The sequence below is a fragment of the Vibrio splendidus genome, from assembly GCF_002873455.1.
GTDB lineage: Bacteria > Pseudomonadota > Gammaproteobacteria > Enterobacterales > Vibrionaceae > Vibrio > Vibrio splendidus_J.
Genome location: NZ_MCUN01000015.1, coordinates 1 through 14572, shown reverse-complemented (window position 1 = coordinate 14572; position 14572 = coordinate 1). Strand labels below are relative to the sequence as shown.

13 protein-coding genes and 1 tRNA gene are annotated in these 14572 nt (G+C 42.1%); 2 read left to right on the top strand and 12 right to left on the bottom strand.

The genetic code is table 11. From position 1 onward, the window contains the following. Positions 1-33: 33 nt before the first annotated feature. The 7 genes from BCU75_RS15020 to BCU75_RS14990 form a co-directional block, all read right to left on the bottom strand. On the bottom strand, positions 34-1263 hold the full coding sequence (locus BCU75_RS15020; RefSeq protein ID WP_102474326.1) for a restriction endonuclease subunit S: 1230 nt from the start codon (positions 1261-1263) through the stop codon (positions 34-36). After that, positions 1253-2764 (bottom strand): type I restriction-modification system subunit M, encoded by a 1512-nt coding sequence (locus BCU75_RS15015; RefSeq protein WP_102474325.1) that lies wholly within the window; start codon positions 2762-2764, stop codon positions 1253-1255. Before BCU75_RS15015 ends, BCU75_RS15020 begins: the two co-directional genes overlap by 11 nt. A gap of 517 nt (positions 2765-3281) precedes the next feature. Next, positions 3282-6176 carry a DNA polymerase gene (locus BCU75_RS15010; protein ID WP_102474342.1) on the bottom strand — a complete coding sequence of 965 codons (2895 nt, stop codon included), beginning with the start codon at positions 6174-6176 and terminating at the stop codon, positions 3282-3284. A 194-nt stretch (positions 6177-6370) separates the two neighbouring features. After that, positions 6371-6646, bottom strand: coding sequence for a hypothetical protein (locus tag BCU75_RS15005; protein WP_102474324.1), 276 nt, complete (start codon positions 6644-6646; stop codon positions 6371-6373). Positions 6647-6665: 19 nt separating this feature from the next. Beyond that, positions 6666-7094 (bottom strand): hypothetical protein, encoded by a 429-nt coding sequence (locus BCU75_RS15000; protein WP_241905385.1) that lies wholly within the window; start codon positions 7092-7094, stop codon positions 6666-6668. A gap of 660 nt (positions 7095-7754) precedes the next feature. Continuing rightward, a complete protein-coding gene (locus BCU75_RS14995; RefSeq protein WP_102341145.1) occupies positions 7755-7949 on the bottom strand; it encodes a hypothetical protein in 195 nt (64 codons plus the stop codon). A 297-nt stretch (positions 7950-8246) separates the two neighbouring features. After that, positions 8247-8513 (bottom strand): hypothetical protein, encoded by a 267-nt coding sequence (locus tag BCU75_RS14990; RefSeq protein ID WP_017084382.1) that lies wholly within the window; start codon positions 8511-8513, stop codon positions 8247-8249. Between the two features lie 268 nt (positions 8514-8781). Between BCU75_RS14990 and BCU75_RS14985 the strand changes: the two genes are divergently transcribed. Then, positions 8782-9663 carry a helix-turn-helix transcriptional regulator gene (locus tag BCU75_RS14985; RefSeq protein ID WP_102474322.1) on the top strand — a complete coding sequence of 294 codons (882 nt, stop codon included), beginning with the start codon at positions 8782-8784 and terminating at the stop codon, positions 9661-9663. Between the two features lie 603 nt (positions 9664-10266). Here BCU75_RS14985 and BCU75_RS14980 read toward each other — a convergent pair. From BCU75_RS14980 to BCU75_RS14965, 4 genes are all read right to left on the bottom strand, one after another. Then, the gene (locus BCU75_RS14980; RefSeq protein WP_102474321.1) at positions 10267-10707 is read right to left on the bottom strand and encodes a DUF2787 family protein; all 441 of its coding nucleotides are present in this window, start codon (positions 10705-10707) and stop codon (positions 10267-10269) included. Positions 10708-10767: 60 nt separating this feature from the next. Beyond that, positions 10768-11196: a hypothetical protein gene (locus tag BCU75_RS14975; protein ID WP_102474320.1), complete on the bottom strand. Its 429-nt coding sequence runs from the start codon at positions 11194-11196 to the stop codon at positions 10768-10770. 12 nt (positions 11197-11208) lie between these two features. Further along, positions 11209-11592, bottom strand: coding sequence for a hypothetical protein (locus tag BCU75_RS14970; RefSeq protein ID WP_017086969.1), 384 nt, complete (start codon positions 11590-11592; stop codon positions 11209-11211). 86 nt (positions 11593-11678) lie between these two features. Then, a complete protein-coding gene (locus tag BCU75_RS14965; RefSeq protein WP_102474319.1) occupies positions 11679-12923 on the bottom strand; it encodes an integrase family protein in 1245 nt (414 codons plus the stop codon). 424 nt (positions 12924-13347) lie between these two features. On the opposite strand from BCU75_RS14965, the gene BCU75_RS14960 reads away from it, so the two are divergent. After that, entirely contained in the window at positions 13348-14139 is a 792-nt protein-coding gene (locus BCU75_RS14960) for a DUF6933 domain-containing protein (RefSeq protein ID WP_102474318.1), read from the top strand. A 321-nt stretch (positions 14140-14460) separates the two neighbouring features. Here BCU75_RS14960 and BCU75_RS14955 read toward each other — a convergent pair. Continuing rightward, positions 14461-14537: transfer RNA gene (locus tag BCU75_RS14955), tRNA-Trp, on the bottom strand. Positions 14538-14572: the final 35 nt, after the last annotated feature.

Sequence of the window (14572 nt, the reverse complement as noted above, 5' to 3'; positions counted from 1 at the left end):
GTAGTCATGACTGACTACGCTTGATTGGATAAGTTATGCTGCTACGGATTCTTCAACTTGAACCCGTCTTTTACCTGTTAGCAATTGCTGCATCAGTGCTTTCTTTTCTTGTTTTAGATGAGAAAGTTTCGCTTCTAAAACTTCAATGTCTCTATCGGCAGCAGTTAGGACTGAGGCGATTTTTTGTTGTTCAGAGACATTACTAGGTAATGAAATTTTCTCCTTCAAGTACAACTTGAAATTGAACGTCATCTTTTCGATATGTACACCGTAGCTACAAAGAAATGCTTGATGGTACATTTTCTTTTGTTTACTTAACCACGAGAAAAACTCTATATCCAATGAGTCAGAATTCTTTGGTACTAGGGAAATGTAAGAGCCTGATATATGGCAATTATCAAATTCACTCGTAACTAAGCCTGAAGCTCCATGAACAACCTGCATTTTGGAAATAAGGAAGTCGCCCTCTTTGGCTAGATTCATTTTCTTGGTGAGAATCTTGTGACCATTCAAAACTTCCCTTAAAACAACCCCTTCGGAGCGGCGCTTCACACTAAGTAAATGATAATCAGCATCATCATCCCACTCTACGGGACGCTTAACTTCTCTAAGTAAATTATCAATTTCTTCTTGAACCCAATCCCCCTCAAACACATTACCTGTCTCTGGGTTCACCAAACGCTTCTTACCCGTCAACAACTGCTGCATCAGGGCTTTTTTCTGTTGCTTGCTGGTTTCAATCAGCTTTCCAGTACTGGCAATAGCTTTGTCCCATATTGAGAGGATTTTGGCGATTTTTCGTTGTTCTTCGTATGGTGGAGTTAAAATCTCTAAAGGCTTTAGAACTTGAAGGTTAATGTTTTTCTGTGCGTTTTGAGTCGCCTTTCCATCTAGCTCATCTTTACAGGTTTCTAAAAAAGAGTTGAGCCAAAAGCAATCTACATCTTGCTTTGGTTGTATTCCTACCAAACTATCGGGACACGCTACTTCGAATGAAGTGATTGCCGTATCTCCGATATTAGCTGCGATGGTAATTAATATTGAATTGTTAGGAAATAGACGACTCACTTTTAAACCTTCTTCATTCAGGGTTTGGCTGAATGAAGAAAGATAAGTGTTAGCTGACGCAATATCACCAGTTTGAACGAAAGGTATTTCACCACCATAATATTTCGGATCATTACGAGGACGAGCTGAAAACTTCCCTCGCTCTACAGAGGCAAGATCTTCTAGTATTTTAATCGACCAACCATTAGGCACCATAACCCAACTCCTCTAGGTAACCTGCCATTTCAGCTTCAAGGTCAGCCAGTTCATTCTGCAATGCTAAACGTTCAGTACGTACCGCAACTAAATCAATATCTTCTTCTTCCTCAAAGGTATCGACATAACGAGGAATATTCAGGTTGTAGTCGTTCTCGGCAATCTCTTCCAAAGTAGCTAGGTAAGAATACTTATCTGTCGACTCTCGCGCTTTATAGGTATCTACAATCTTCCGGATGTTCTCAGGCGTTAACTGGTTCTGGTTCTTACCCGACTTAAACTCACGTGAAGCATCGATAAACAATACTTTGTTGTCTGTCTTGTTCTTCTTAAATAACAAGATTGCAGCAGGGATACCTGTACCGAAGAATAGCTTTTCAGGCAGACCAATGACGGTATCGAGTAAGTTCTCATCAATTAACTGCGTACGGATCTTACCTTCCGATGATGCGCGGAATAACACACCATGAGGCACCACTACCCCCATACGACCTGACTGAGGTTTCAACGTCTCAATCATATGCGAAATAAACGCGTAATCACCTTTAGTCTTAGGTGGGATACCACGACGGAAACGACCAAATTCATCATTAGCAGCATCTTCATGACCCCACTTATCCAATGAAAATGGAGGGTTAGCCGTCACCACATCAAAGTGCATCAATCCACCAGAACTCTCTTGGAGTTTCGGGTTACGGATGGTATCACCCCATTCGATACGGTGATTATCTTCACCATGTAGGAACATGTTCATCTTAGCTAAAGACCAAGTAGAACCAATCGCTTCCTGACCGAATAAAGCGTACTGCTTAGAGCCATTAAAGTTCTTCTGGACTTGCTTACCACACTTCATCAATAGAGAACCAGAACCACAAGCAGGATCACAAATAGTATCCCCTTCTTGAGGCTCTAGGATGATAGAGAGCAAGTCTGACACTTCTGGTGGTGTGTAGAACTCACCAGCCGATTTACCGCTACCAGCCGCAAAGTGTTTAATCAGGTACTCATATGCGTTACCAATAACGTCTAGAGAACCCACTCGACTAGGGCGTAAGTTAAGTGTCTCCTTACCAAAGTCCTCTAAGATATGACGTAAGATGCTGTTCTTCTGCTTCTCATCACCCAGCTTGTCGGTGTTAAAGCTGATATCTTGGAAGACATTTTTCAGCTTAGTACCGTTAGCTTCTTCAATAGCATGTAAAGCTTTATCAATACGAGAGCCGTTACCAGCTTCATGACGCTGTGCGTACAAGTCCCAAAATGTCGAACCTGATGGGATCTTAAACGACTGACTCGATAGCATCGCTTCAATCATTTCAGGGTTATCACCAAATTGCCCAGTGAGTTCATCAACCTTATCTTGGTGAACGTCTGAAATGTACTTCAAGAACAACATGGTTAAGACAAAGTCTTTATAAATTGAAGGGTCTACCGTACCTCGAAACGTATCACAAGCAGCCCAGACCGCTTTATTAATTTCATCTTGGTTAATCATTGTCATTTTAAAATCCTACGCTCTTAGTCAGCTCAAAGTAGCTGCGAGTAATGAAGACAGACCATCGCTTCAAACTACGCTAATATTCATATCAAAAATTGTCACAATTGTAGTGCATTGCTCATCCACATAGATAGAGAAAGATACCTTTTCTAAGATATCGAATAGGCAATTTTCTAGACAAGATGCTTGTGACTTACCTTGAGAAGTATTTTAAAGCGTTACAGTACAAAAAGTGAAAGGTAATGACATAGAAGTGTAACGAGGGAAATAGGGTTCATAGTTATGAGGTAGAGTCTATAACTCCTGTTGTTGAGGGGTTAAGAGCTAAATATCAGACTAAGTCTTTAGCAATGTATATTGCTGTCGTTATTACCACAGCATCACTAGTCTAATCAAATCAGCTAAAGCATCGAAATATCACCAAAGAATGACAGCAATCGTTCCACTCACTGCTACCACCAGTTCTGAAATAGAAAGCCAGACCCCTTTCGGAATCTGGCTCTGTAAGTGTTACGCGATACTACGCTACTAGTTTTTCAGTATGTTCTCGGTTGTACTCTTCTAGCATGGAAACCGCTTCATCAGCCTCGATAGGATGGAAAATCAATGTCATATCGACCATTGGGTACTTACGCACTAACCATGATAGGAGTGGCAACATACGTGGCGTTACAGGCAGTTTAGATTCCAGTAGTTTACGTCCCTTCGAATTAGCCAAATCTTGTTTAGTGACACCTTCAATACCGTCAACTTCAAACATAGCGACCATCTTATCGTAATGACCTCGTGGAGCGCGTTTTGGAGCCTCTGGTAGCCCCCATTTACCTTGAGTGATAGCTCGTAACATCTGTACCTTGAAAATGCCCTCTGAGCCATCTTCTAGGTATTTAACACCAGTTCCCTTGAGATAACTACGAACCTTATAGAAGTCCATCCAATTGTCCCAATCTTCCATTTTCTTTAAGCAGTTGTTTACACGCCACTCGTCGAAGTAAGTACGAGCATCTAAACCCTCATCAACGGTATTCCATGGAACCGTATCGAAAGATAGGTGCTCTACCATTTCACCGCTAGCAGGGTGGCGAACTTCCACCATACGAGGGTTTACAGGACGACGCTTAAAGTCATATTCGAGGTTAAGTGTCTGTTCGGTATGGATAGAAATAAGATCGAGCTCTTTTAACCATTGGTCACGTGCTGATGCTAAATGTTTACGTGCAACCTTCTGACCCGGATAACGATCTAAGAACAGCTCAACCATCCACTCATTTTCATCTACGCCTTTCGGTGCTTTTATCCCTGCTTTAGCACATACCGGTTTTGTATCACCCAATTCAGCAGTCAATTGTCCACGAGTCTTCATAGAGATAATCTGTTTAGCATGGTGCTTTAGTTGCATCATGTCTTCGCCACTGACTTCGGTACAGATCTGCTGGAACCGACGCGCTAATGGACCATCTAAGCATTGCTCTAATTGCTCTTCTGTAGCATTGCAAAGCCAGCCGTCGGTGGTCGCTGAAATTATCTTTATATCATCCCCGTAACGCTCGTTAAGCTTGCGCATAACTTCTAACATGGTTCCGCGAACAAAACCCGTCGCATGTGCCGCTGCGTGTGCATTAGTCACTGGTGAATACGGAATTTTACTACTTAAACCTGAGGCTAAATCGAAACCAGACTTATCACGTAAGCCTTGCCCAACCTTTCCGTAAAGAGTGTTACCAATGAGCTTCCAAAGCTTCTCGTACAACTCATTGCCCTTTTCTTTATACTTAGCTCGTTGCTTACGAATCGTCTTGGTAAACTCTTTAAACTTAGATGTAGAGCCATTCTTCCACGGGATCACCTGACCATGGAGTATCTCGATCTCTACGCCAGCATCATGAGCTAATTGTAGTTCCGGCGCTGTTACGTACGTTTCACCTTCAAGTGGATAGTAGATCCCTCGAAGTGAAGTGCGACAAGGCAAAAGTCCAAAATTTTCCTTGTCATCATGCTTGAAGCGAACATAAGCAAAGCCCATCTTATGACCGAGATAATCTTCAATATCCTTAGACTCAAACGAATTCAAATAGTCTGCTTCGAGAATATCGACGAGAGCCGTGGTGTAAGCTCCGGAAAGGTCGAAATCGTTGTAATCACCGACCTCCGTGGGGCCAAAGTACGCGCCAAAATTAGCGCCACCATAAAATGCGGACACAGCTAGTGCATCGGTATACTCACGGCTCACAGTCTTCGCCAGTTCAACGGAATTGCGGATAGAATTACTTTTAGCATGGTAGTACTGATTCTTGCGCTTCTCATACCCTAAGAACTGATGCATCTCAGCCGCACCACCACATGAATCACGGAACAACGACACACCAAGATTGCCTAATGTCGAAGGCAGGCTATTCAGCTCCAGACCAATATCTTCACGAAGATCAACCAACGCGAATTTCTGCATCCGTAAACCATATTCCAAAGCAAGATAAGAATCGCGAATAGCGTACCGATTAAACAGACTAGTATCCTTACAATACAGGTCATCCATTCGCTCTATCATGTTGCCCGGTAGCGTCATCTTAGGAAAACCAACCAACTCACCGATCTCATCAAGCGACGCCTTGCTACTCAGCAACATGGTATCTACGAAGCGAACTTTGGTTTCGAAAGCGTTATTTGATGAAGAGTAGAACTTGGTGTTTTCTATTTTGTATTTACTGCGCCCGATGGAGTCCAGAGCGATACCGTAAGCACCACGACCAGATGTGACAGTACCTTGAACCGTTGTCAGTGCGTTCTTATGGTTCTTGTTATTTTTACCAATGTTCCAAAACTCTTCGAAAGAAGCGATATCGGCACGTAAGAAGTGGGCGTAGATAAAGGTATGCTCAGGCCATTCATCGATGAAACCACGTGCTTTAGCTTTTATCAGTAATTCTTGGATGAATTTGTCAAAGCCGATCTTGTAACCTTTCTTGGTAAGCTGCTTACGCTTATCCATTTCATCTTCTTTCGACAGACCTTGATCACGACACTGCTTAATCAGTTTCGCCATGTCGGTATGTTTCACACCGCTAAACGACTTATCACCAATGCGAACACTGTATGAGTAGCAAAGAATATCGTTCTTACCCGTCTCATGGTTAAAGACCCACTCGGAATCTATCGATATGTGGATAGCTTTACCTTCACCACGTATTGCCGCCCAAGGAGCAGATTTGATACCCTCTAAGTATTGGTTAATACGTTCATCTATTTCTTTTTTAGCTTCTTCACGCCCTCGCAGCTCGGCTTCGAACTTGCTAACTTGATCATCTAAAAGCAATGATTTGGTATCGAAGAATGTGGACTGCAGGAAGTCTTCTAACTCACGCTCAGTTTCTCGCATCAATTCATAGGCTGTTTTCGGAAACGTTTCTAACTTTTTCATCTTTTGTTTATCCATTCGTTAAAATAAAAAAAGACGAAGTACATCCATGACCGGACACACTTCGTCGGTTATCGGATATAGAAAGATTGGTAATAAAGAGGTGCTCGGAGATGAGACTAGTTTAGAAAAGACTGGTATAGAATGGTGCGCACGAAGGCAGTGGTTTGCTAGACAGTGTTACAGCGAGGCAGTTCTTACTTAAACTTTGCTGTACGAGCCCATGACTTAACAAACTTGATTAGTTGCACATAACCAATGGTATCGACACCTTTCTTTTCAACGTTGTTATTCATACAGGTACGCACATACTTCATTAAATAAGCAGATTGCTGCATTGTTCCATGTTCATATTCGCAACTCTCGATACAGTGAGTAAGTAGCCCGCCCATAGTTTTGCTATTCCCTCGTGGGCAGTCTTCACCACATTTTTTGATCATTTCGATTAAGTCTTTCAGTTTTAGAGTGTTCATATCATTTACCTGTTTACGATTAGTGAGTTGATAGAATTTTAGTTAGATCTGGTTGTACAAACTTACCCGCTTCATAAGAAACCAGCGCATCATGCAATGCATCAGCTACCTTCTCGCGGATTTCCGATTGAGGGATAGGTAAGAAATTCAATATCGCATCACCCTCACCTCTGATCAGAATGCCCTTGTGCTCTCGGCCATTACAAGTCTCGACCGCCTCGATAGTAGAGCAACGAACGTGATTACCGTTACCTAGCTCAATAAAACTGTCTGATTTAATAATCTCTTGGGTACATACGTCGGCATCAGCAACCGCCTTACCTTCTTCACCCGTCAGTTTGACATAGGAGATTTGACGTCCCTTGCCATCCAGAAGGATGTATAAATCTTTCAATCGGATAATCGAAGCGATCAGCTTCAATGCCAAAGTATGTTTATCAAGTGTCAAGATGACCCCCTTTTTCTTAGTCTTACGTGTCATTTTTTCAGTACCTCTGTTGTTTAAAGAATGCTTAGCATACCCCTATCAAACATATATGATCAACACACAAATAAACGCAAGTTACTGATAAACAATGACTATTTAAATTTGAAATGACTAAAAAACCAAAATGGTGAATAGCGATATTTTAATGAAGACGGTTTGCGCCTTCTTCTTGCCGTAAAACTTCCTCGAACAAAAAACATACGAAATAATTCTGAATGCATAAACAAGACTCCATTTGTTAAAATAATTTCTCTTCCTTATCTGATCGAACAAATATTAACCAACAAATCTCTTCTTATAGACTGGATACGTCTGAACAACGTAAAGCTGTACTACTTAGAAGCAACAAAACCAAACCCTGTTACACTAAATTTCACACATTGTTTTTAGTGCAATGGGACAGTGCTGAATTTAGAACGGAATGATCGCAGCAATGACAAAGTGAATCATCGTGACTAGATAAAGAAACGAACATCAGCAACACTTCTACATTGCTAACACTAGTTGTGAAATTTATCTCTAATGTCAGCTGAACTCGACATATCGAAGCCGTCGTCAATACGAACTCTGAATCATCAACGTAAGAAAAAAGAAGCAGAGTTACCCCCACTCCTTCAATAGCTAGAGAACGTCTAGCTCATCCAGAACACCACCGATTAAGGCTCCACTGACAAACCCGATTGCACCACCGAGGACAACGCCTTGAGCCCCAAACCTCGCTCCCAGTGCAGTCCCGTACTGTGCTCCCTTCAATCCAGTTGAAACGCTAGGCTTAAACCATCGTTGTTGAGGCATGACTCGATCATATGCTTTCATCACGATTCTCCTTTCCTATAGATATGAAAAAGGGGCGTACTCAATTAAGAATACGCCCCATAGATTTTTACCAATACAACTTTAGTGAGAGTGACCGCACACCTGACAGCTACCATCATCATAAGCACGTTCACCACATGCAGGACAGGTTGTAACGAGTGTTGTAATTGATTTAATCGCCATGTAAAGGCTCCTTCTTGTTGGTTGATTAGAGTGTTGCGGAGCTCATTGATACCTCAGCCTAGAGAGTTCCAATTTCGAAACTGAGATATCTAGAGCCAAGCTCCGCAACAAAACTTATTGTGCTTTACCTTTCGGGGTATCTGAGCCGCATTGAGTCACATCAGTAACATGACCATTCATTGTTCCGCAGACATCGGCTTTCCATTGCACGATGACACCGTAAGATGATGTGTTCTGAATACCTGCTTTACCATTCCATTGTGGCTCTAGTAGTTCTTTCATTTTCGAGATATCGCCCGGATTCCCTCCGAACGTGCCACCTGCGAATACTGAAGATGCGAAAAGCGAAGTTAAACCTAGCAGGATGATTGATGTTTTCATTTTTGTTTTTCCTTAAATACGTAATGACGCCGCTTATAAGAGACGGCGTTAACGTGATTGATGATTAGTTTAAAGAGGGTGAACGACAGGGTGTGTCGCTCAGGTGTAGAAATATTGAAATGATTGATGAATGCCTTGTAAGGCATACCTAGAGGTAGCTAATGAAAGCTATAGCAATATCAGTAACCTTATGAAAATTAGCTAGAAATAATCAGGTTCTTTCTCAGTGCGACACCACCTGACGAGCGACCTATCTACAATGCGTAGAATGAAAGAGCATGACAAACTAGCGAAACGACTTGGCATTATCCTTACCCGTTTAAATACAGGTGAGAAATTGCATCTAGAAGATTTAAGTCGTGAATTTGGGGTAGCAAGAAGGACGCTAAATCGTGACTTCAATGAACGGTTAAATTACCTACCTATACAACGTGACGGTGCTTGTTACTCGTTAGACCCTAAGTTCTTAGGCAGACAGACCAATAACGAGCTATCTCTCCTGCTGTTAAACATGGGATTCGATACTTTGTTTTCAGGTAAGCACTATCTAAGCAATGGCGTATTGAACAACAAAACCACCCCACCCTTTCTCTTCAAGAACCCACAAGTCGAGGACATTAGTGAATGTGCTTCGGTGTTCGAGAAGCTTATCGAATCGATACAACGACGAAACGTGATTAGCTTTAGCCATGAAGGGAAAACCTACGATGAGTTCCACAGCTACAAACTGTTGAATGAACGCGGATTGTGGTTCATTGTCGGGACACACAGAAACCGCCTAGAGTCACTCAGAGTGGCTAAAATTCGTGAGTTAATGCGTTACGAGGATAAATACTCTCCTGACCCTAGCGTTGAGCTGAAGCTGAATGGTTGTGGATATGAAGATGAACGACTCAATCCCGTTGAAGTTCTTATACAGATGAGTGCTAAAGGCGTGGGAGCTTTCTTAAATGAAGGTAATGCCGATGACTTCAGGGTGTTGAAAGAACTAGATTCCGGTGATGTGTTGGTTAGTCACAAAACCAAGAACATTCCAGAATTACTACGCAAACTCAAAACGTGGCTACCTCATGCAGAGGTGCTCTCACCTGACTGGATACGTTACTTGTTGAAGCAAGAGCTCCAAGCGTATCTGGACTCAACCAAGTAGAAGGCAGTGAGCTAATTGAAGTACGTCGTTGGGTTTGTTGATGGTTCGTTGAGATGGAATGCAACCACCAATACATAATGTTGTTTCTGCTCTCTGTTGTAGTCGCTCCATGTCATAAAGATACCACTATACAGCGCTTTTTAAGCTTTCTATGTTAGGTATGGGTACTGGGGTATTTTACCTAACTTGGAACCGATACCAGTTAAGGGAAGACTCAAAACGATGCTGTTTTTCGCCAAACGTAACTAAACAGAATAATAACCTGCCACCGGGCTGGGTACTATTAATGACATATTTATCAGTAATTTTATAGCTGAGGCACCGATAAGATCTCACCAAATCATTATCCGCTAGATAACACTTTTCAAATTAGCACCACCAAATTCCCTCCCATTGCCCCCGACGCAATGGGAGTTTCCATCAGTACATAAACGTTCCAACACGGTACAACGGATGTACAATCCTTGTGTTAGGTTTATCAATTAAGAGCTCATACCCCATCACACATTCACCCACATGAACTGATGAACAGGACAAAACCACAGAGCATTTTTCCTTTACTCGCTCCGGTCAAGTTCCTGTTCATCACAACACTAATAAGCACTATACATCTTCCGCCATTACCTTAATTTCATCGAAGCAGTCCATCGATAAATACGACAGAAAATTACTCTCCCACATCGAATAGAACTCAGCGACACTGGATTCAGTGATGGGAACTTCACCCATGTAACGGATGTAAGCCACACCATGACCAAAATCAAAGTCGATTTCTTTCTCAAGTTCAGGCATCAACCCACAGTAACTAAAATCCGTGATGTAATCGAAAACCCATTGGTCATTAAGCCTAGTGATACGAATCTCGACAGGGTGGTATCCTCCATTTTCAGGACAGTAAGCACGCTCTCGAAAGTTGATGGTTACAGCTTGAGTTGAGGACGACACCTTTCCCGACTCGTTACAAATACGGTTTAAAGCATTTTGAAGGTCTATGCTAATCGGTAGCAAAAATCGCTCAACATCAAATTGAAGAGTTAAGTTCATAATAAATTCTCGTTGTAATAATTAAGTAAACCGCCTCAGGACGAGGCTAGGTATGAAAGATTAGTCAGGGTTAGAGGCTAGTGCTCGAAGCTCAGTCTTCACCACTTCATAGCGCTCAGACACCTGATGTAAGAACACATTATCGGGTACAGGATCGAGGATAGAGATAGTTCGCAGGATAGCCGCTAAGAACCCACACGAATTACTACTTCCACCTGTTATTACTGGCTTCAACGCTGCTGACTTGAGGGTTTTACCTACCTGATCATCGAGCAGTGTAAAGATAGCTTCAAGACGCACCCAGCAGTTCGAGAACAACCCCGACGACGAGTTTTTAGAAACACGTATATAGAACTCCTGATCATCTTCCTTGTAGGCAATCTGATACTCTAGAAAGCTCTCAGACTTAGGGCTAAGCTTTGGACTCTGACCTTCTTTAACAATGGTGAACGAATCGACCTCGTTCTCCTTTTCAACTTTTTGGCTCATACAAAATTCTCCTTATTCAGCCAGTTCAATTAACGTTTTAATCGCTTGGGTAGCGTTACTCGTGGAACCCATAACAAAACTGCCACTCCCATCGTCAGCATGGACACAGCACGCAAAGACATAGGGTTCAGTCTCATCTGGTAGCAAAATGACAAACTCGGGGTTTTCTATCGCATATGACAGAATGACCTCGGTATCTTCATCTACGTCAGCTAAGTCTTGATCGGTATCACCTCGCTCAATCAAGATCAGGCAGGTGGAAACTTCCTCCCAAAATTTCTCAGCCTCATCACGATCACCAGACCAAGGAAGCAATAGCTGATACATCAATTGCTCTTTAATCGGTAAGGGCAACTCCAACTGTTCAGCATCAATAAGACTTTTCACAATTTTCATTCGATCTCTCCATCTAAATTCCAGATATGAAAAAGCCCCTGAATAGAACTAACTATTCAGGGGCTATCGTTAATAGAATATATAGGTCAAACTACTTTAGCTTCGGGTAACACTAGATTCTCACTTGCTCTCTCGACCATATCAGACAAGGCATTCGCTCCACGTTCTAATGCTGTTTTATCAAAATGTCGGTAAATTAAGGTACTCGACATATCTGAATGGTTTAAAACACGCTGAACCGACGTAACATCCATCCCAGAGTTCAGTAGATTACTCGCTACCGAATGCCTCGCAGTGTGGAAAACAACACCTTCAGGATCGATACCAGCGTGATCCAGTATCAACTTCAACGCTTTACGTGGGGGTGAGATATGAGTCCCTTCTCGACTACCGGGAAAGACATGCGGATTACCGGGCTGCTTCAACTTCCAAAGCTCAGAAAACAACTCCAACATTAATGGCGATAGATACACCAAATGTGGTTTCTTATTCTTGGTCATTTTGATGAATAGTGTCCTATCCTCAAACGAAACGTCACCCCACTGCCTCTCCATCAATTCAGATATTCGACAACCTGTTAGCCACAACAGCGCAATCAGATTGCCCTTCACCTTACAGTAGTAGGTACGAGCAACCTTTATCAGTAGAGCTGTCTCGTTCACATCGAGAAAACGAGTCCGAGCATTATTAACAGGCATCAAAGAAACCTTAGTCGCATGGTTTGGGGTATCAAGAACCTTAGAAGACAGTGAGCAAATCACCTTAACTAACGCGATAACATGATTATTTGTCCCAACAGAGTAAGGTTTACCCTTGTAAGTTTCAGTCGTGAGGTGGGATTGAAGCTTCATGATTGCGTGTGCTGAGAGCCTATCCATGGGAATTTTATAGATTGACTTACATCGCAAGAACCGTGTTTCATCATCTTTCCATGACTTCTTACGGGTTTTAGCCCACGGTAAATAGGTCTCGTGGAAGAATGTGAAAACATCAGGCATCACAACGGCAGAGCGAGAATCTCGTTCAATCTTTGGATCAATACCCTCAGCGATTTGTACCTTGAGCTTACGCGCTTTAGCTCTTGCTTCTTCTACCGTGAGATCAGGCCACCTAGCAATGGTGATGCTTGATTTCTTCCGGCTCACTGGTGATACATAACGTAAATGGAATCGTCGATTTTGAGTACGTCCAACGAGCACCTTCAAACCAATTACACTATTATCTCCTCCACCGTCAGACCACTCCAAATCGTTAGAGCGAGAATCAGCACTGGGACCAGATAAGGTTTTCATTATCAAATTGGTCAGGTTGATTGTTCTATTAAGCGTCATGACAAAATACTCCTATTTCTATCAGTCACTTAATTTTTATATATGTTTGAAGGGACACTTATACTCGAATGTGAGGGAGGTCGTATGTGGAAGCCGTTGAGGTAGATTGTTATGGTGGGACTCAGGGGTAAATTTCAGAAGCCGTCTTTAGCAATAGTATATTGCCGTCATTCTCGTTTTGCTCAGCGTTGTAATCTCACTTCTAATCATCACCACAGCATGAATAAACGAACATCGGCAACACTCCTACATTGCTATAACAAGGACTGAGATTTATCGTTGGTGGTCAGTACAGACAAAGGTTACAGCATATACTAATGACGAAAATCATAACTCCATGGTCGTTTACGTACTATCTACAGGTTGGCTTTTATTGAAACAGCCTTTAATCTGATACAACTTAAACAACTAGAAAAAACATACCATGCTGATTTTCAACTGTACTAAAGCTGCTAGTGATTTCTTCACCGTAACTCGACAAGGAGAAAAGATATCACCAATCAATCCTACTCCCTGTAAATTGATATCAGATGATATCTACCATCTAAAAGATAACGACGGCAATACGCCCAAAGAAATCAGCGAATGGTTAGTACATGTGATCAGAGTCCAGCGTAAACCTATTATCTTTGCTATAGAGAAAAATACTCGCTATGTAATGACCTTCGTAGACCTGAAGAAAGGTGAGCACCAACGATTTATCACTGACTTTATTGAACGTATAGCCAACTTAGTACAGTATTTTGGCGAAGATCTAATGATCATGAATGATGATACTTTTGACCCGATGTTGAAGAAATTCTTAAGGTTGAATAACGAGTACCGCTTCTTTACTCGTTCGGACAGAAGTTTACAGTCACATCTCAACGAAATAACTTGGTTCTTTAAGGATACAGCTGAAAACTCCGGATGCTTGCCTGATACTGAACAAGTTATGTGCTTTGATGCGGATATGAATAGCATGCCTAAGCAATATAAAGGGCTTAAATACATGATTTATCCTGCGAACCAGATGTTGTTTCATTGGTTACAAAACTACTGTGGATACGATGAAAAGCAAGTTAGAAGTATCTCTGAGCGTATACGACAACTTAAGCAGTCTATGTCGGGAGATATCACCACCTTAGAGATGAATACCGTAAACGAAGAGTGGGATATCAAAAATCAGTCAGGATGCATACCAGATAATGTAATCGTATTTCCTACCAAACCATAAATATTATATCGACCACCGATTCCAGCTACATGACCGGATATGGACCATACCGTTGTCGAATTTCTATGAGAGGTGTTTGTTGGCAATATTCGCCCTAGGTAGCCGCAAGCGCTATTCATAGCTGTATAGCTCACCACGAGGTTGAAGCTGTAAGTGCAGGATATGTACCGGAAGTGTTTTGGAGAGGCTTTATGAACGTTTCCGATGAACTTTTGATGGGGTTGATAGGTAGGAGATCTGAAAATCTCTATTTTTCATAATACTAGATGGCAAAAAGCCTCAACCGAAGTTGAGGCTTTTCATATCCCCTAAGGGAAGATGTGGCAGGGGTGGAGAGATTCGAACTCCCAACACGCGGATTTGGAATCCGCTGCTCTGCCAATTGGAGCTACACCCCTAAAACTTTTTATTACTTCAGATTCGAAAAAACCTC